Annotated in this window: 15 protein-coding genes; 10 read left to right on the top strand and 5 right to left on the bottom strand. The window is 39.1% G+C overall.

From position 1 onward, the window contains the following. Positions 1–28: 28 nt before the first annotated feature. From OZX60_06425 to OZX60_06410, 4 genes are all read right to left on the bottom strand, one after another. The gene (locus tag OZX60_06425; GenBank protein ID WEV45065.1) at positions 29–1,105 is read right to left on the bottom strand and encodes an AEC family transporter; all 1,077 of its coding nucleotides are present in this window, start codon (positions 1,103–1,105) and stop codon (positions 29–31) included. A 300-nt stretch (positions 1,106–1,405) separates the two neighbouring features. Further along, positions 1,406–2,278 carry an L-serine ammonia-lyase, iron-sulfur-dependent, subunit alpha gene (sdaAA, locus tag OZX60_06420; GenBank protein WEV45064.1) on the bottom strand — a complete coding sequence of 291 codons (873 nt, stop codon included), beginning with the start codon at positions 2,276–2,278 and terminating at the stop codon, positions 1,406–1,408. 17 nt (positions 2,279–2,295) lie between these two features. After that, positions 2,296–2,967 (bottom strand): L-serine ammonia-lyase, iron-sulfur-dependent subunit beta, encoded by a 672-nt coding sequence (gene sdaAB, locus OZX60_06415; protein ID WEV45063.1) that lies wholly within the window; start codon positions 2,965–2,967, stop codon positions 2,296–2,298. Next, positions 2,967–3,587: an HAD-IA family hydrolase gene (locus OZX60_06410; GenBank protein ID WEV45062.1), complete on the bottom strand. Its 621-nt coding sequence runs from the start codon at positions 3,585–3,587 to the stop codon at positions 2,967–2,969. The genes sdaAB and OZX60_06410 overlap by 1 nt, the downstream gene beginning before the upstream one ends. A gap of 232 nt (positions 3,588–3,819) precedes the next feature. On the opposite strand from OZX60_06410, the gene mnmA reads away from it, so the two are divergent. The 8 genes from mnmA (at position 3,820) to rpsD (ending at position 14,520) form a co-directional block, all read left to right on the top strand. Continuing rightward, positions 3,820–4,938, top strand: coding sequence for a tRNA 2-thiouridine(34) synthase MnmA (gene mnmA, locus OZX60_06405; protein ID WEV45061.1), 1,119 nt, complete (start codon positions 3,820–3,822; stop codon positions 4,936–4,938). A gap of 35 nt (positions 4,939–4,973) precedes the next feature. Further along, complete coding sequence (locus OZX60_06400) at positions 4,974–7,460, top strand: LTA synthase family protein (protein ID WEV45060.1); 2,487 nt, start codon at positions 4,974–4,976, stop codon at positions 7,458–7,460. 148 nt (positions 7,461–7,608) lie between these two features. Continuing rightward, positions 7,609–9,489: a tRNA uridine-5-carboxymethylaminomethyl(34) synthesis enzyme MnmG gene (gene mnmG, locus OZX60_06395; GenBank protein WEV45059.1), complete on the top strand. Its 1,881-nt coding sequence runs from the start codon at positions 7,609–7,611 to the stop codon at positions 9,487–9,489. Positions 9,490–9,596: 107 nt separating this feature from the next. Beyond that, positions 9,597–11,585 carry a DHH family phosphoesterase gene (locus tag OZX60_06390; protein ID WEV45058.1) on the top strand — a complete coding sequence of 663 codons (1,989 nt, stop codon included), beginning with the start codon at positions 9,597–9,599 and terminating at the stop codon, positions 11,583–11,585. A 6-nt stretch (positions 11,586–11,591) separates the two neighbouring features. Beyond that, positions 11,592–12,044, top strand: a complete 453-nt coding sequence (gene rplI, locus OZX60_06385) for a 50S ribosomal protein L9 (GenBank protein ID WEV45057.1) — start codon at positions 11,592–11,594, stop codon at positions 12,042–12,044. Beyond that, positions 12,044–13,402 (top strand): replicative DNA helicase, encoded by a 1,359-nt coding sequence (gene dnaB / locus OZX60_06380; protein ID WEV45056.1) that lies wholly within the window; start codon positions 12,044–12,046, stop codon positions 13,400–13,402. Before rplI ends, dnaB begins: the two co-directional genes overlap by 1 nt. Before the next feature lie 20 nt (positions 13,403–13,422). Beyond that, positions 13,423–13,734: a hypothetical protein gene (locus OZX60_06375; protein ID WEV45055.1), complete on the top strand. Its 312-nt coding sequence runs from the start codon at positions 13,423–13,425 to the stop codon at positions 13,732–13,734. Positions 13,735–13,908: 174 nt separating this feature from the next. Beyond that, positions 13,909–14,520, top strand: coding sequence for a 30S ribosomal protein S4 (gene rpsD / locus OZX60_06370; protein ID WEV45054.1), 612 nt, complete (start codon positions 13,909–13,911; stop codon positions 14,518–14,520). An 87-nt stretch (positions 14,521–14,607) separates the two neighbouring features. On the opposite strand, the gene OZX60_06365 is transcribed toward rpsD, so the two are convergent. After that, entirely contained in the window at positions 14,608–16,605 is a 1,998-nt protein-coding gene (locus OZX60_06365; protein WEV45053.1) for an ATP-binding cassette domain-containing protein, read from the bottom strand. A gap of 248 nt (positions 16,606–16,853) precedes the next feature. Between OZX60_06365 and recA the strand changes: the two genes are divergently transcribed. Then, positions 16,854–17,999 carry a recombinase RecA gene (gene recA, locus OZX60_06360; protein WEV45052.1) on the top strand — a complete coding sequence of 382 codons (1,146 nt, stop codon included), beginning with the start codon at positions 16,854–16,856 and terminating at the stop codon, positions 17,997–17,999. A 113-nt stretch (positions 18,000–18,112) separates the two neighbouring features. After that, positions 18,113–18,511 carry a transcriptional regulator Spx gene (gene spx / locus OZX60_06355; protein ID WEV45051.1) on the top strand — a complete coding sequence of 133 codons (399 nt, stop codon included), beginning with the start codon at positions 18,113–18,115 and terminating at the stop codon, positions 18,509–18,511. The last annotated feature ends 31 nt before the right edge of the window (positions 18,512–18,542 follow it).

Here is an 18,542-nt window from a genome sequence, read left to right as displayed (position 1 = left end):
TGTAAATATTAGTATTTGAGGTGCTTGGTTAGCCAATCATTTGAAGGACGACAATCCAAACAGGTGTCATAATAACAGCAAGTACCGTTGATATAAGCGAAGCATTGGATGCAAGGACAGCTTCTCTGTCAAAACTTATGGCATAAGCGGCTGCGACTGTTGCAGTAGGTGCTGCCATCATGATAACAATTGTTGCAAGAGCTGTTGAGTCAACTTTAAATATTCCTGTTGCTGTTAGAATAGTTAGAGCAACCAGATTAATAAGAGGCACGATAATAACTTTAACAAATGAATAGTACCAAGAAGTTTTATCTGATGCTGCTTTCTTGAATTCAACCTCACCAAGGGTTGTACCAATTGATAACCATGCAAGAGGTGATGCAAGTCCTGCTAGGAAGGTCATTGGTTTAAAGAGCCAAGGAAGGGTTTGGTCGATTCGAAGGATGGCAAAACTTTTAACAACTTGTTCAGTTACAACCTTTCCTTTTTCAACGCTCGCTGGAATATTTACTGTAACATGTGTTTGTGGAAGGTATCCTTGGAAAAGCCAGATAAGAAGACCTGCAAAGGTTGCAATGATTATTGGGTTCATAAACATGGTTTTGATATTCTTAGCTTCCATCTTAAGACCACTCATTTTAATATAGCCGTAAGAATAAAGGAAGATACGGTAACCGATATTAAAGACGCTTGAATACATAACCCCAAGAGGACCGTAAACTGCACTGACAATCGGTGTTCCAAAGAAGGTAGTTGATCCAAAAATTGTTAGAACCCTAAGGGTTGTTTGCTTATCACCCTTGTATTTCATAAATAATGGCTTTGAAAGGAAGATGAGAAGGACATAGATAACTAATCCCCAAATCAAAACATTTATACTTTGTTCTAGTTTTACTGGGTCGATATCTTGCATAAATGAGTTGAAGGCAAGACATGGTAGGGCAACAGTAAGTACGAGTTTTGAGAGAGTTTTCCCAACATGGGCATCGAAAATACCCTTTTTCCTACAAAAATATCCAAGAAGGATAATAAAGACAGTCGATGTAATGGCACTTAAAACTTCAACCTTGGTTAGGGTTTCAACTGCCATCTTTAAAATATTCATAAATAAGCTTCTCCTAAAGTTTTTTCCTTCATCTGTTATAATATACGAAGTTTGTTAGATAACAAACATATATAGCTAAAAAAATAGCCCAAAAAAAGAATGTATAACGATAATACTATTTTTCTTTAGTAATTACAATAGAATCTGGGAAAGATAAGTAAATTTTTCCTCTTAATCTAATAATTATTTACCTTATTTGCTGATCTTATAGGAGAACTGATGTATTACAAACTGTAATAGTTTTTCTTGTTACTTATAAATTTAATAATCAAAATAAAAAAGACGGATCTCTCCGTCTTTTTATTGGCCGAAAATTTCTTCCATTAGTCTTTGACCGGTAGGGGTAGCAGCAAGTCCACCTTCAGCTGTTTCCTTAAAGGCAGTTGGCATGGCAACACCAACCTGATACATGGCTTGAATTACCTCATCAACTGGAATTTTTGATTCAATACCAGCAAGGGCCATATCAGCTGCCACAAAGGCAAAACTTGCCCCTAGAGCATTTCTTTTAACACAGGGTACTTCAACAAGCCCTGCAACTGGGTCACAGATAAGTCCCAGAAGGTTTTTGATAACAAAGGCTGCTGCCTGGGAAGCTTCAAAGGCTGAGCCTCCTGCTGCATGAGTGAGGGCTGCAGCTGCCATGGCACTGGCTGAACCAACTTCGGCCTGACAACCACCTTCAGCTCCACTAATCGAGGCATTGTTAGCAATAACAAGTCCAAAGGCTCCTGCTGTAAATAGGAAATCAATTTGTTCTTTAGGACTTAGCTTTAGCTTTTCGCTGGCTGCAACAAGGACACTTGGAACACATCCGGCAGAACCTGCTGTAGGAGTAGCACAGACTAGTCCCATCTTAGCATTTAATTCATTGACAGCCATGGCATTTCTGACTGCTGAGAGAATTGTTGTGTCAGAAAGGCTGCTTCCCTTTTGCAGGTAGCGGTCAAGCTTTGCAGCATCCCCTCCTGAAAGTCCAGTTGGCGATGGCTTGGGATCAAGGCCTTTTTTAACAGAATCAACCATTACCTCAAGATTTCTTTCCATGAGGCTTATGATCTCTTCCCGGCTGCAACCAGTCATTTCTTCTTCGGTTGCAATCATAAGTTCAGGGATACTTCCCTGGTGGTTAAGATTAGCCTGGTAGACTAATTCTTGAATTGAATAAAACATTTTGTAGACTCCAGTTTTTATTTAAAGAAGTTGACGTTTTCAATATGGGGAATGGCCTTAATTTTTTCTAAGGCGTCACCTATATCCTGTGAATCAACCTCAATCATCATGATTGCCTTTTCTCCTGCACTTTCACGGGTTACATTCATTTGGGCAACATTGATATTAGCTTGGGATAGAAAGTTAGTTATTTTAGCAATTACTCCTGGTATATCTTGGTTGACGATAATCAGGGTAGGGGTGTTCATATTAAGGGCAATATCAAAACCATTTAGCTCTGTTACCTGGATATTTCCACCTCCGATTGAAATTCCTGTAATAGACATGCTTCGGTTTTGTCCCTTAACGATAATTTTTGCAGTATTGGGATGATTAGTCTTTCCTTCCCGGTCAATAATCCAAGATACTTCCATTCCCTGGTCGTGGGCAATCTTTAAAGATTCAGGTATCTGGGGGTCATCAGTATCCATACCTAAGAGGCCTGCAACTAGGGCAACATCAGTACCATGCCCCTTATAGGTTTTAGCAAAACTTTGGTAGAGGTGAATATCAACCTGGCTTGGCATCTCGCCAAAAATTGAGCGGACAATTTTTCCAATCCTAACTGCTCCAGCCGTATGAGAGGAGCTTGGTCCAATCATAACAGGGCCTATGATATCAAAAACACTTTTAAATTTTATATTTTCCATTAGATTTCTAGTAGCTCCTTGGGATTTGAAATAATATAGCTGGCATCTGCTGCCTCAAGCTCTTCCAGATCACCAAAACCGTAAAGAACGCCAACTGTTTGTAGGCCATTTTCAGAGCCTCCAGTAATATCGTAGGACCTATCACCAATCATCAGACTCTGGTTTTTATCTGCCTGAGATTTTCTGAGGGCTTCTTTGAGAACAGCAGTCTTGGTGTGTCTTCCTTCAAAGCTTCCAGTTAAGTCGTCAAAGTAGTCGTTTATTTTGAAAACTTCAAGGGTTTTTTGGGCAACTGGTTCATATTTACTGGTAGCAATATAGGTTTTGGCACCATTTTTTCTTAATTCTTCAATGGTTTCAAGGATATCAGGGTAGATTTCTGCTTCAAACATCCCATACTTGGTATAGTAGGAACGATAAATTTCAAGGGCCCTATTAACAAAATCCTGGTCTCCCATCTGAGAGAAGGTAACCTCAAGGCTAGGACCAATGAAAGAGGTCAGAGTTTCATCACTTGGCTCTTCAAGTCCCAGCTCCTTAAAGGTATGCCTAAAAGTATTTTTTATACCGATTTCACTATTGATAATGGTTCCGTCTAAGTCAAAAAAATAATGATTCATTTTACGCTCCTTTGTAGTCATAGGCCTAGTGTACAACCTTTTGAGCTAATTGTAAATTACATCAATTTCTTTTGAATTATAAAATAAAAATGTCATAAAATTGTTAGTTAGCATTATTTTATTAGCTAATTTTTTTTGTTATAATACGAAGGCTTGCACCTTCAATGCAAAGCAAAAATTAATGGTAAGTAAAGTAGACCTTTAATCTCACTTTACAAGAAAGATGGTGTATATGGACAATTCAAAAACACGTGTTGTTGTTGGAATGAGCGGAGGAGTAGATTCCAGTGTTACTGCTCTTCTTTTAAAAGAACAAGGTTACGACGTAGTCGGAATCTTTATGAAAAACTGGGATGATACTGATGATGACGGCGTTTGTACGGCAACTGAGGACTATAAGGATGTGGCAGCAGTAGCTGATCAAATCGGCATCCCCTACTATACAGTAAACTTTGAAAAAGAATACTGGGATAGGGTTTTTGAGTACTTCTTGGCTGAATATAGGGCAGGAAGAACCCCAAATCCTGACGTTATGTGTAACAAGGAAATCAAGTTCAAGGCCTTCTTAGACTATGCTATGAGCCTGGGGGCAGACTATGTGGCAACAGGCCACTATGCTCAAGTAAGTCGAGACGAAGATGGAACAGTCCACATGTTACGTGGTAATGACAACAATAAGGACCAAACTTATTTCTTAAGTCAACTATCGCAAGAACAACTGGCTAAGACCATGTTCCCGCTGGGACACCTGGAAAAACCAGAAGTTCGCAGGATCGCTGAAGAAGCTGGTCTTGCCACAGCCAAGAAAAAGGACTCAACAGGAGTCTGCTTCATTGGAGAAAAAAACTTCAAGGAGTTCCTCAGTAAGTACCTTCCAGCTAAAGCTGGCCGCATGATGACTCTTGACGGGCGCGATATGGGGCCTCATGCTGGTCTTATGTACTACACAATCGGCCAACGTGGAGGTCTTGGAATTGGTGGTCAACAGGGAGGCGACAATGAGCCTTGGTTTGTAGTCGGAAAAGATCTAACAACAAATACTCTTTATGTGGGGCAAGGCTTCCACCACGAGCATCTTTACTCAACAAGTCTTGAAGCAAGTGAAGTTAGCTTCACCCGTGACATGCCTGAAAAATTCGAATTTGACTGTACAGCCAAGTTCCGCTACCGTCAACCTGATGTGCCGGTAACTGTTAAGATCGACGGCGACAAGGCAGAAGTCCTATTCAAGGAACCAGTTCGCGCTATCACACCAGGTCAGGCCGTAGTATTCTATGATGGTCCTGAATGTCTGGGAGGTGCCATGATTGACCGCGCCTACAAGGACTGTAAGGTCATGCAGTACCAGTAAAAGGAAAGCGGAGGTAGGAGCTATTGGGAGAGTTTTTGTGGAAGAAAAGAGGAGTTGGGCTCCTATTTGCATCCTTGGGCCTGGGTTTATATGCCCTGATCAATGGATGGTTATTTGAATCTGTTGATAATGTTAAGATAAATATTTTTTTCAAGTCTATTGTTGGGGTAATTTGCTTTTTAGTGCCTCTTTTGACAATTTTATTCAGTTTACTTGTTGTTTTGGGGAAGAAAACAAATTGGTCAACCCTTCTTAAGGCAGGAGGACTTTATCTACTCAGTCGAATCTTTCATTTTCTGATTGTTTTAACAAAAAATGTAAATGATAAGGATTTTAAGCTAGATGGACAGCTTGTCTTTAAAATCTTTGTTGACTGGAATATAGTGGCTTATGTAGGGTTTTTAATCTTTCTTTTCTTTGTTTTTAGCAGGATGAAAAGATTTAAAACATCCCTTTATGATAGTTGGTTTTCTGGCTTTTTTGACCTTAAAGAAGAACAGGTATTAACAGCTCTTTTCTCACTGTTTATTTATTTGAGTCCTGAGATTTTTTCATTGTTAAAGGCTAAATTTTATTACCTCAACCCCCTTAATAATATTGACCTGATTGCAGTTGATCGCTTTACTTTGTTAGACTTTCTTAATCTGACTTTGAGGGAGATTTTCCTCTTTCTTGTGGTAGTTGTTGTAGCAAGCTCTTTTGTTAAAGGAATCAATGGATTTTCTAGGAATCATGTAAACTGGCAGCTTGCATTTGCAAGTTCTATCTTTTTGGCTATTAATGCCAATTACTTGATTCAGCTGAGTCTTGCTAACTACACTAAAATTGTTGGTTATTCTGTTTTAGATGGAGCCAGTCTATTTCAAATTTTAACGCTTTTTCTGATTTACTATCTGATTTATTTATTAGTAAATCGGTATATTTACGCAAGTTCATTAATTATAATGCTGACAGGTCTTTTGGTTTTTTCAAATATTGAAAAATTTGGCCTCAGGGGTGAACCTGTTTATTTGACCGATTTTACCTGGCTTAAAAATTTTAAATCACTTATTAGTTTTATCAATGGCGGTAGGATTATTGGAATGTTTATCGTCCTGTTACTTGTAGTCGGTCTTACTATTTTCCTCCAAACTAAGTTTCTCAGGGGAAGGGTCTTTCAAAGAAAAAGGAAGCGAATTGTTCTGCTTGCAGCATCAATTTTTTGCCTGTGGCTTATAGGTGACAATACTAGAAAGAATCCTCATCTGAAGGTTGCCGTTCTGTCTGATTTTTCAAAGTGGCAGGACGGGAATATTCTCTGGCTAGGTAACACGCCTACAGCTAATATGAAATCCCTATCTTTTGTGTGGTATAGGCAGCTATTTACTGATCCCATGGATGAGCCTGAAGGTTATAGTCAAAAGGCTGTGATGGAGATAAGAGACAGATATATTAAGCGAGCAGAGGAATTAAATCAAAGTCGCAAGGAAAATATTGGCGACAAGACCGTAATCTTCGTCCTCTCAGAATCTTTAGCCAATCCCAATAGGATTCCTCAGGTTAAGTTATCCCAAAATCCTTTGCCTGAAATTGACAAAATTAAGGCTGGTACGGCTTCAGGCCTCATGATTTCCCATGGTTATGGTGGGGGGACAGCTAATATGGAATTTGAAGGGCTAACTGGTCTAAATCTGGATTATTTTAGTCCAACCATAACGGTTGTAAACAATGAAATTGTGCCAGCCATGCGCTTTATTCCAACCCTCAGTGATTTTTTCAAGGAAAAGATAGCCATTCATTTGGAAAATGCTGAGAACTACAATAGAAGAAATGTCTATAATCAAATGGGATATAATGAATTCATAACCCTAGCTAACTCGAACATGTTAGCACTTGATGTTGAAAATTACGGGGTTCATCCAAGTGACGCCAGCAGCTATAATCAGGTCATAGATAACCTGACGACTGATCCTCAGTTCTTTTCACTCATAACCATTCAAAATCATTCGCCGTGGGTTGATGTAGATGGACATATAACGGCAGAACTTGCAAAAGCTGGAAAAGATGTTAACAAGACCTTATCTAACTATGTAAACTCAATAGCTCAGACTGATACGGATACTGAAGAGTTTTTAAGCCAACTTGTCGATGCCCCGAAAGATATTTCAGTTGTCTTTTACGGGGATCATCTTCCAGGAATCTACCCTCAGTCAGCCTTTGAAAAAAATCAGAATTTGAAATATCAGACCGATTACTTCATCTGGAATAATAGAAAAGGTTTCGAAAATGGTAAGCCAATTGTTAGGACCAGTGATTTTATTCCTGAATTACTAGAGCTTCTAGATACAAAGGTTAGCCCCTGGTATGCCCTTCAGACAGATCATTTTGATCAAGTGCCCAACCAGCAGATGCTTGGAGCAAAAGGCGAATTGACTGCTGATCAGGAAAAAATTGTAAGTGACTTTAAAATGATTCAGTATGATTTAACAGTCGGCAAGCACTACCTAAAGAAGGATGATTCCTTCTTTCAGGTTAAAAAATAGAAACGCCCGGCTTGACCAACTATTAAATTTAAGATAAAATATTTTTAAAATGAAAACCAGTAGTCAAAGTACTGAGTCATGTATGCTTTTTTTGGCGTACCTGCTCTTGCTTTGGCTTTTTTGTATGTATATATGTATAGGAGATAATGTGAACTTTCAAGAAGAATTTGACGTAATTGTCGTTGGTGCAGGTCATGCTGGAGTGGAAGCATCTCTTGCTTCAGCCCGCATGGGATCAAAAACCCTGTTACTAACTATTAACTTAAATATGCTGGCCTTTATGCCATGTAACCCGTCGATTGGTGGGTCTGCCAAAGGGGTTGTCGTTCGTGAAATTGACGCCCTAGGTGGTGAAATGGGTCGCAACATTGATAAGACCTACATTCAGATGAAAATGTTAAATACCGGTAAGGGTCCAGCCGTCCGTGCCCTTCGTGCCCAGGCTGATAAGGAACTTTATTCACAGGAAATGAAGAGGACTGTTGAAGCTCAGGAAAACTTGACTCTTCGTCAGGCCATTGTTGATGAACTCCTTGTTGAAGACGAAAAAGTTGTAGGAGTTAGAACATCTACCGGAACTAAATACGGAGCAAAATCAGTTGTTATAACAACAGGAACAGCCCTCCGCGGAGAAATCATCTTAGGAGATTTGAAATATTCATCAGGGCCAAATAATTCCCTAGCATCAATTACCCTGGCTGACAATCTTCGTGATCTTGGTTTTGAGATTGCCCGTTTTAAAACAGGTACTCCGCCTCGTGTTAAGGCTCAAAGTATTGACTACGGCAAAACTGAAATTCAACCAGGAGATGAGGAGCCTAATCACTTTAGCTACCTATCTCGAGATGCTGACTATGACAAGGACCAAATTCCTTGTTGGTTGACTTATACAAGTGAAGAAAGCCACAAGATTATTAATGATAATCTTCACAGGGCACCAATGTTTTCTGGTGTTGTAAAAGGAGTTGGGCCAAGATACTGCCCGTCAATTGAAGATAAGATTGTCCGTTTCTCAGATAAACCACGCCACCAACTCTTTTTAGAGCCTGAAGGTCGTAATACTGACGAGGTCTATGTTCAGGGTCTTTCAACCAGCCTGCCTGAGGATGTGCAATTTGAAATTTTAAGAAGCATTCCTGGTCTTGAGCAGGTAGAGATGATGCGTTCTGGTTATGCCATTGAATACGATGTAGTCCTACCTCATCAACTTCGCCCAACCCTTGAAACCAAACTTATTTCGGGCCTATTTACAGCTGGTCAAACCAACGGTACCTCAGGTTATGAAGAAGCCGGTGGTCAAGGAATTATTGCAGGAATTAATGCAGCCTTAAAGGCTCAAGGAAAACCTGAATTTATCCTAAAAAGAAGTGACGCCTATATTGGAGTTATGATTGATGATTTGGTTACCAAAGGAACCATTGAACCCTACCGTCTTTTAACAAGTAGGGCTGAGTACCGCTTGATTCTTCGCCATGATAATGCTGACATGCGATTGACAGAGCTAGGACGTGAGATTGGCCTTGTTGATGCTGACCGCTTTGATGCTTACGAGATTAAAAAATATAAGCTTGAAGCAGAAAATAAACGTTTATCTGAGCTTAAACTTAAGCCGACAGCAGAAACCAATAAAATTATTGAATCATACGGGTATAAGCCTTTGAAAGATGCCATGACAGCAAGGGACTTCCTAAGGCGTCCTGAGATTAAATACAGTGACCTTCTTAATTTCATTGAACCAGCTGCTGAAGATCTTGATGACAAAATCATTGAGCAACTAGAAATTGAAATTAAATACGAAGGCTACATTAAGAAGGCAATGGATCAGATAGACAAAATGCACCGTCTTGAGGCTAAAAGGATTCCAGCTAACATTGACTGGGATGCCATTGATTCAATCGCTACAGAAGCCCGTCAAAAATTCAAAAAGATTAATCCCGAAACAATTGGTCAAGCCAGTCGAATTAGTGGGGTAAATCCAGCAGATATCAGTATTTTGATGGTCTACCTTGAAGGAAAAAATAAAAAATAAGAGGAGCAGAAGCTCCTTTTTTGTCTTTTCTTGATTCTCAGATGACTTGCCCGCTTCTTTATTTTTATCGGTATTTATGATAAAATATTGCGGACAGGAGTGTAATTATGAAACGTTTTGATCAATTGTCTTCACTAACAACGACCATCATGTTAGGGATTTTATTTCTAATAGAATGTATTGTCATTAGGGTTTCTGAGTCAAGAATTAACTCAATGGTGATTTTGTTTTTCTTAAATTTAGCAGTTCTTGCGGTGATTCTGTACCAAAAAAAGGTCTACCAAAGTAACACTGTTGATTTTATTAGAAATGCAAATGAAATGGCTGAAAATTCTTTGAGTTCAACCCTTGAAAAGATGCCTTTAGGAGTCGTTCGATATACGCCGGATACCTATGAAATTGAATGGTTTAATCCTTATGTTGATTTAATTTTTGGTGATGCCGTAAAGTATTTTAGCAGGGATGAAATTAGGAAAATAACCAGTCAAATTGAAGAAGGTATCAGTAAATATATGAGTCTTGATAACAAGCAGTATACTGTTAAGCATGACAAGGATAAGCATCTCCTTTACTTTTTAGATGCCAGTGAGGAGCTTGATGCAAAAAATATTATAGCTGATAGTCGTGCGGTTATTGGTGTTTTATCAGTTGATAATTATGATGATACCACTGATTTAATTTCTGAAAGTGAAAGAACAACGATTAATAGTGTTATTACCAACTCCATTGATAGTATTTCTAGCAAATATAAAATCTTTACAAGGCGGGTTTCTGCAGGTCGTTACTATTTCTTTACAGACTATAGGACTCTTAGCCGAATCATGGATGATAATTTTAGTTTTTCTGAAGAATTTAAGAAGAAGGCTGCTGAAAAAAATGTTTCCTTGACCTATAGTATAGGGGTTGGTTACGGGATTGAAAATCACCAATCAATCGGTAGAACAGCCCTTAATAACCTTGAACTAGCTCTTGTTCGAGGGGGTGACCAGGTTGTTGTCAAAGAAAATATTGACTCTGCTCCCATTAGATACTTTGGGGGAAATTCAGCTAGCAGGTCGCAAAGGTCAAGGACTAGGGCGCGTGCTATTGCGACAGCCATCAACACGATTATTAGTGAAAGTGACAATGTTTTTATCGTTGGTCACAAGTTTCCTGATATGGATGCCCTAGGTTCAGCGGTTGCCATGAAGATTTTTGCAAATCTTGCAGGTAAGCCTGCCTATGTAGTTTACGATAAAAAGCAACTTTTACCAGATGTTCAAAGGGCTATTGCTAAACTTGATGTGGCAGAGGACGGTAAAAAATATATTATCACAACCAACAGGGCCAAGGCGCTCAGAAGAGATAATTCTCTTTTGATTATGGTTGACCACTCTAAGCCGAAGATGACCCTCAATGAAGAGTTTTATAAGGCCTTTGATAAGTTAGTTGTAATTGACCACCATAGGAGGGATGAAGATTTTCCAAATCATGCCATGCTGACTTATATTGAAAGTGGGGCAAGTAGTGCCAGTGAACTTGCAACAGAGCTTCTTCAGTACCAGACAACTAATCCTAAAAAGATGACAAGTCTTGAGGCTAGTATTACTCTAGCAGGGATTTCAGTTGATACTAAAAGTTTCAGTAAGGGAGCAACAAGTAGGACCTTTGAAGCAGCAAGCTTCCTTAGGGAACAAGGTGCTGATGGCAATTTAGTCAAGGACATTCTTGCAACCAACTATAATGATTATAAGGATGTAAATGAGATTATCTTAAATGCAGATTTTGTCGGTGAACACACAGTAGTAGCCTGCGGAAATCCTGATAAAAAATATGATAATGTAAAAACAGCCATTGCTGCTGAAACTTTGGTTGATATGGTTAATATCAATATGGCCTTTGCTATTGCCCGCCATAAAAATGGATACATTGCCATATCGGCAAGAAGCCGGGGGGATTATAATGTGCAAACAATTATGAGTGCCTTTGGTGGTGGTGGACACTTCAATAATGCGGCAGCTCAGGTCTATGAGAAAACAATTGAAGAGGTTAAAGCAGAGCTTTTAGAGGTTCTCAGAGATGAGAAAAAAGACAAGATAGATGACAGGGAAGGATAGTAAAAAATGAAAGTTATATTTTTAGCAGATGTAAAAGGTAAGGGAAAAAAGGGAGAAATTAAAGAGGTTCCTTCTGGATACGCTCAAAATTTCTTAATCAAAAAAAATCTAGCCAAGGAAGCAACAAATGCGGCCATTAGTGAATTAAAGGGACAAAAGAAGGCCCAAGATAAACAGGAGGCAGAAATTTTAGCAGAGGCTAAAAAATTAAAAGAGCTCCTTGAAGAAGAGGGAACAATGGTTGAGCTGACTGAAAAAGTTGGTAAAGACGGAAGATTATTTGGAGCTATCAACTCTAAAAAAATTGCAAGTGCCCTAAGTGACCAATATCAGGTCAAATTAGATAAACACAAGATTCAGCTTGAAAATCCTATTAAAAGTCTAGGGGTGACTAAGGTACCTGTTAAACTGCACAGGGATGTTACAGCTACAATTAGAGTTCACGTTGGAGAAGCATAATGCCTGATCAGGATATTATGAAGGTTCCTCCTCAAGATTTAGAAGCTGAGCAGGCTGTTCTAGGGGCGATATTTTTGGATGCTGATCGCTTGATTGAAGTCCGTGAATATCTGGATTTGGCAGACTTTTACAAGGTGGCCCACAGGACAATTTTTCGAAATATGATCAAGCTTTCTGATGAGAAGGAACCGATTGATGTCCTAACAGTTCGGAATGCCTTAGAAAAAGATGGAGAGCTTGAAAATATCGGCGGTGTTTCCTACATTGCTGAACTTGCAAGTGCTGTTCCAACCAGTGCCAATGCAGCCTACTATGCTAAAATCGTTGCGGAGAAGTCCCTTCTAAGAAATTTAATTAGCAATTTAACCCAGAGTGTAGAGAAAGCCTATGCCCAGGAAGAAGATCCTTATGATATTTTAAATGAAGCTGAAAACAAGCTGATGGATGTGGCTGAGAATAAAAACCGTTCTGGCTTTAAAAGAATCTCTGATCTTGTTAATGATAGCTTTGAAGAAATCGATAGACTTAGCCAGCAAGACAACCGAATTACTGGTCTAGCAACAGGATACCCGGCCCTTGATGACTTAACTACTGGACTTCATGAAGAGGAATTAATAATCCTTGCAGCTCGTCCTGCTGTCGGTAAGACGGCCTTTGCCCTTAATATTGCACAAAATATAGGAACAAAGCTTGATAAATCAGTTGCCATCTTTTCTTTAGAGATGGGGGCTGAAAGTTTGGTCAAAAGGATGCTTGCTGCAGAAGGTAGGATTGAATCTTATAATCTTCGGACAGGTAACCTATCCCGGGATGATTGGAATAGTCTGACTATAGCAGCAGGCACTCTTTCAAACTCAGGGATTTACATTGATGATACGCCGGGAATTAAGATTACAGAAATCAGAGCCCGTGCCCGGAAACTTGCCCAGGAAACAGGTAATCTTGGTCTTATCCTAATCGACTACTTGCAGTTGATTTCAGGGACAGGCCGGGAGAACCGTCAACAGGAAGTTTCAGAAATTTCAAGACAGCTTAAAATTTTAGCCAAGGAATTAAAGGTTCCTGTGATTGCCCTAAGTCAGCTATCCCGTGGGGTGGAGCAGAGGCAGGATAAAAGACCAGTTTTATCTGATATTAGGGAATCTGGATCTATCGAGCAGGATGCGGATATTGTGGCCTTTTTATACCGGGAAGACTATTACGCTAGAGAAGGTGAGGAGTCTGAATCCCTTGAAGAGGATAACACAGTTGAGGTTATTATTGAAAAAAACCGTAGTGGAGCGCGAGGAACAGTAAAACTTGCCTTCATTAAGGAATATAATAAATTTGTCAATCTTTCGAATATGGAAGAATTTTAATTACTAGAAAGTAGGATATTATGTCACAAGCATTCGAAGATGTTGAAAAAATGAAAAAAATTAAGGAAGACGTAAAAAATCACGAAGGACAGGTAGTTGGTATTACAAGCCAGTACGGTCGTAAGCGTGAAAACCGTAGGGAAGGTACCCTTTCTGAAGTTTACGATTCACTTTTTATTGTTGTTTACGATCAAGACTCTCGTCCTAAGGAAAGAGCTAGCTACAGCTACTCTGATATTTTAACTGAAAATATTCTTATCCACTACGCTGATCAGGAAGAAGTTGTCGAAGTGGTTGAAATTGATGAAGTTAATATTGACACAGAAGAATAATCTTGATAAACTAGTAAAGTTGAAATAGTGCAGCAGAATAGTTAAGGACCCCGTCAACAATGCATCTGGTTAGTTAAAGTAGCCAAAGCTGTAAAGGTGAAGATGCAGTGCACGGACCTGGAATTATTCAAAACATTGTTTCTTCAAAAAATAATATTTTGGAGGATGACATACATGTCACGTTATACAGGACCATCTTGGAAACTTTCACGCCGTTTAGGTGTATCACTTTCTGGAACTGGTAAAGAAATCGCACGTCGTAACTACGTACCAGGACAACACGGACCAAACAACCGTAGCAAATTATCTGAATACGGTTTACAACTTGCTGAGAAACAAAAACTTCGTTTCTCTTACGGAGTAACTGAACGTCAATTCCGTAACCTATTCGTACAAGCAAGCAAAATCAAAGAAGGAACTCTTGGTTTCAACTTCATGGTTCTTCTTGAGCAACGTCTTGACAACGTAGTTTACCGTTTAGGTCTTGCTACTACTCGTCGTCAAGCACGTCAATTCGTTAACCACGGACACATCCTTGTTAACGGAAGCCGCGTTGATATCCCATCATACCGCGTACAAGTTGGTGATGTAATCAGCGTTCGTGAAAAATCTCAAAAAGTTCCAGCTATCCTTGAAGCTGTTGAAGCTACTCTTGGACGTCCAGCATTCGTATCATTCGATGCTGACAAACTTACTGGTACTCTTGAGCGTCTTCCAGAACGTGATGAGATCAACCCAGAAATCAACGAAGCTCTTGTCGTAGAATTCTACAACAAACAACTTTAAGATTTACCTGGTCAAAAGAAGCAGATTATTCTGCTTCTTTTTTTGTTTTAATCCATAAGAAAAAAGCATGCCTGGGCATGCTTTTTATTAATCAACTGAAAGAGCTTCAATTGTATTCATTTTACTTGCACGACTTGATGGTGCAATGCTTGATAGAAGGGCAATTACAATACCCACAAGTATAGCAAAGATTATATCGCTACTTGTAACCTGAACTAAGTCAAATTTGGCTAAATCGTAAAGGGCCTTATTAAGACCAAATTCTCCTAGTAGGGCTCCAGCAATTGCTATGATTGCTGCCAGAAGACCTAACATAAGGCTTTCTCCAGTAAAGAGGCGGCGAATGTCTTTCTTACGGGCTCCCATGGCACGAAGGATACCAATCTCTTTGGTTCTTTCTGTAACTGACATGTAAGTTGTCACGACAATCATAAAGATTGAAACGATTAATGAGATTCCAGCAATAGCTGCAAGAACATATTTAATGATATCTAGGTAACCATTAATTGTTTTGAGAATGTCACCAGTTCCCAGGGTAACGAAGGCTTTTTTACCGTCAACCTTGATATTTTGAATATCAGATAGGACTTGGTCTACATTTTTAGAATCGTCAATATCAACTGATACAATACTTGACTTAGTTTGTGCTCCAGCAGCTTCTAGAGACTCTTTAAGTCCCTTATAGCTAAAGATAGCCATATTTGAACTTGTAAGAGAATCAACTATACCAGATACAGTGTAATTTTTTTCAATGGTAACAGCTTTTGTTCCGTCACTTGAAAGGGTAGAATAGTTAACTTTGACCTCTTTACCAACGATTGAACTATAATCATCGGGATTAAATTTCATAGCAGTTTGTTTACTTATAAGGACTTCGTTGTCGCCTGGAATGTGTCCTTCTTTGACTGAAGCTTCCTGCTGGTTACTTCCCCAACTTACTACTGTTTGGAAGTTTTCAGATTGGTCATTGAGGGTGATTTTACCAGGAACGACTAGAGGAATACTGTAAGTTTCCTCAACTGCTGTGACATGGTTAACACTTTTAAGTTTTGCAATTAAGGCATCATCAAATAAAACTTTTGAATCTCCTGTTAAGACGGCCTGGCTGCTTTCTTGTAGGGCTAATTCATTAGGAGTTTTATCATCCTTTGAGACCCTCCTCATAATAGTTGGATGGTTGGGATTGAGTTGCTCAGATACCTGCTTTTCGGCAAACTTGCTAATTCCGTTTCCAAGTCCTAAAAAGAGCATAACGGCAAAAAGTCCAATCCCTGTACCAATTGAAATTAGAAGGTTTTGCTTCCAGTTATATTTGAAATGCTTCCAAGACATTCCAAGGGAACTTGCAAAACTTAAGGCCTTGGCTTTGAAGTTTTTAGGTTTTTCTACAACCTGATAAGGATCCCTTAACTTTTCATCATCAACAATTCGCCCATCAGCAAGCCTAATAATTCTTGTTCCGTAGTCAGCAACCTCTTGCGAATGGGTTACGACAACAACGGTTGTACCACTTTCAGCAATTTCTCTTAAGATCCGAAGAACATCTCTTGTATTTTGACTGTCTAGGGCACCTGTCGGCTCATCAGCGATAATAATTTCAGGGCTATTAGCGAGGGCTCGGGCGATGGCTACCCTTTGCTTTTGTCCACCAGATAACTGATTGGGTTTCTTTTTTCGATGGTCAAAGAGACCCACTTGTCTTAATAAGTCTTCAGCTTTTTTCACCTGTTCCTGGTGGGAAAGGCTAGTCATTTTAAGGCTTAAAAGGACATTGTCTAAAACAGTCAAATAATTAACGAGATTAAAACTTTGGAAAATAAAACCGATGGTACTTCTGCGGTATTCATCCATGGCCTTTTCTGTTTTTGATCTTTGGTTGACGTTATTAACAATCACCTCGCCGGAAAATTTATTGTCTAGTCCTCCGATGATATTCATGAGGGTTGATTTTCCACCCCCAGATTCACCGAGAATACTTGCAAATTCTCCTCGTTCAAAGGATAAATTAATACCCTTTAATACAGGGAATTCTTCCTTTCCCAGGTAGTAAGATTTTTTAATATCTTTAAGTTCTAATAAGGGCATAAGTTTCCTCCACTAAATAAATGTATAGAGACCATTATAGTTCTTTTTCCAAAAAAAGACTAAGATTTTAGTTGAAAATATAAATAAAATTTTAAGGGTAAAATAATTAATTTTTTTCGTATGAATAGGTAACTAATGGGTAAATAAGGGAAGTGATGGGTATTTTATCCAAGTGGTCTAACATGAACTATGGACCTAAAAATGGTATAATAGACCTACCTTGTTACAATTTAAGATTGGAGAAAAAATTGGCTAAAGTTAAGAAAAAAACAGAAGAAGTTACAAAGAAATTTGGTGACGAGAGGGAACGTGCCCTCAATGATGCCCTTAAAATAATTGAAAAAGACTACGGTAAGGGAGCACTTATGCGTCTTGGTGACAAGGCTGAGCAGAAGGTTCAAGTTATGAGTTCTGGAAGCCTGGCTCTTGATATTGCCCTTGGTGCAGGTGGTTACCCTAAAGGAAGAATTATTGAAATCTATGGGCCAGAATCATCTGGTAAGACAACTGTGGCCCTGCACGCTGTAGCTCAGGCTCAAAAAGAGGGTGGGATTGCAGCCTTCATTGATGCCGAACACGCACTTGATCCTGCCTATGCCCAAGCCCTAGGTGTTAATATTGACGAACTCCTTTTATCACAACCTGATAGTGGAGAACAAGGTCTTGAAATCGCTGGAAAACTAATCGACAGTGGTGCTATTGATCTGGTTGTTATCGACTCGGTTGCAGCCCTTGTACCGCGCGCTGAAATTGACGGCGACATCGGAGATTCTCACGTGGGTCTACAGGCTCGGATGATGAGTCAGGCCATGCGTAAGCTATCAGCCAGTATCAACAAGACTAAGACAATTGCTATCTTCATCAACCAGCTGCGTGAAAAAGTTGGGGTAATGTTTGGTAACCCAGAAACAACTCCTGGTGGACGTGCGCTTAAGTTCTATTCATCAATCCGTCTTGACGTTCGTGGAAATACACAAATCAAGGGTACTGGGGATGAAAAAGATCAAAATGTTGGTAAGGAAACCAAGATTAAGGTTGTTAAAAATAAGGTTGCACCACCTTTCAAAGTGGCTGAGGTTGAAATCATGTATGGTGAGGGGATCTCACAAACTGGAGAGCTGTTAAAAATCGCATCAGATTTGGACATTGTCAACAAATCAGGTGCTTGGTATTCATATAAGGGTGAGAGAATCGGTCAAGGTTCTGAAAAAGCCAAAGCTTATCTTAAGGAACACCCTGAGGTCTTTGATGAGATTGATAGGGAAGTTCGAATTAAGTTTGGGATGCTAGAAGATGATAAGCCAGTAGCAGATTCTAAGAAGGATAAACCAGCCAAGGCCGCTGAAAGTGAAGATTTAGGTTTGGAACTTGGAGAAATTGAAATAGAAGATTAATAACAGTTAAATATATTTTCGATAAATTAAATTTCTGAAAAGGCTTGCAATATTAATAACGTATGATATAATAATCACATGATAGTGGTTCCCTTTACAAAGGAGTGTGATTTATGCTTACTGTTTATACTGCCCCATCTTGCACAAGTTGTAAAAAGGCCAAAGCTTGGTTTACCAAACATCAAATTGCTTTTGTTGAAAGAAACATCATAAGTAATCCCTTAACTAAAGAAGAAGTTCAAACGATTCTTGAAATGACAGAGGATGGAATTGATGGTGTTATTTCTACACGCAACAGATACGTCAAGCAGTTGAATATTGATTTTGAGGAGCTGACATTTAGTCAAGTAGTTAAAATTATTACTGAGAATCCCCAAATTTTACGACGTCCAATAATTATGGACTCGAAAAAATTAAATATAGGATATAATGAGGAGGAGATTAGAACCTTCCTTCCTCGCTCAGTAAGAGTTATTGAAAATAGAGATGCCCGTTTAAGAAGTGTTATTTAGGATTCATTATTTCTTAGTCTATGGCTGGATT

The sequence above is a fragment of the Streptococcaceae bacterium ESL0687 genome, assembly GCA_029392475.1.
Classification (GTDB): domain Bacteria; phylum Bacillota; class Bacilli; order Lactobacillales; family Streptococcaceae; genus Floricoccus.
Note: the sequence above shows the minus strand (reverse complement) of the source record. Positions and strands in the feature narration are given on the sequence as shown.

Coding starts and splice junctions, on each gene's coding strand:
- spx (WEV45051.1), top strand. CDS start 18,113: ATGCTTACTGTTTATACTGCCCCATCTTGCACAAGTTGTAAAAAGGCC.
- OZX60_06425 (WEV45065.1), bottom strand. CDS start 1,105: ATGAATATTTTAAAGATGGCAGTTGAAACCCTAACCAAGGTTGAAGTT.
- OZX60_06365 (WEV45053.1), bottom strand. CDS start 16,605: ATGCCCTTATTAGAACTTAAAGATATTAAAAAATCTTACTACCTGGGA.
- OZX60_06390 (WEV45058.1), top strand. CDS start 9,597: ATGAAACGTTTTGATCAATTGTCTTCACTAACAACGACCATCATGTTA.
- sdaAA (WEV45064.1), bottom strand. CDS start 2,278: ATGTTTTATTCAATTCAAGAATTAGTCTACCAGGCTAATCTTAACCAC.
- rpsD (WEV45054.1), top strand. CDS start 13,909: ATGTCACGTTATACAGGACCATCTTGGAAACTTTCACGCCGTTTAGGT.
- OZX60_06410 (WEV45062.1), bottom strand. CDS start 3,587: ATGAATCATTATTTTTTTGACTTAGACGGAACCATTATCAATAGTGAA.
- sdaAB (WEV45063.1), bottom strand. CDS start 2,967: ATGGAAAATATAAAATTTAAAAGTGTTTTTGATATCATAGGCCCTGTT.
- dnaB (WEV45056.1), top strand. CDS start 12,044: ATGCCTGATCAGGATATTATGAAGGTTCCTCCTCAAGATTTAGAAGCT.
- mnmA (WEV45061.1), top strand. CDS start 3,820: ATGGACAATTCAAAAACACGTGTTGTTGTTGGAATGAGCGGAGGAGTA.
- rplI (WEV45057.1), top strand. CDS start 11,592: ATGAAAGTTATATTTTTAGCAGATGTAAAAGGTAAGGGAAAAAAGGGA.
- OZX60_06375 (WEV45055.1), top strand. CDS start 13,423: ATGTCACAAGCATTCGAAGATGTTGAAAAAATGAAAAAAATTAAGGAA.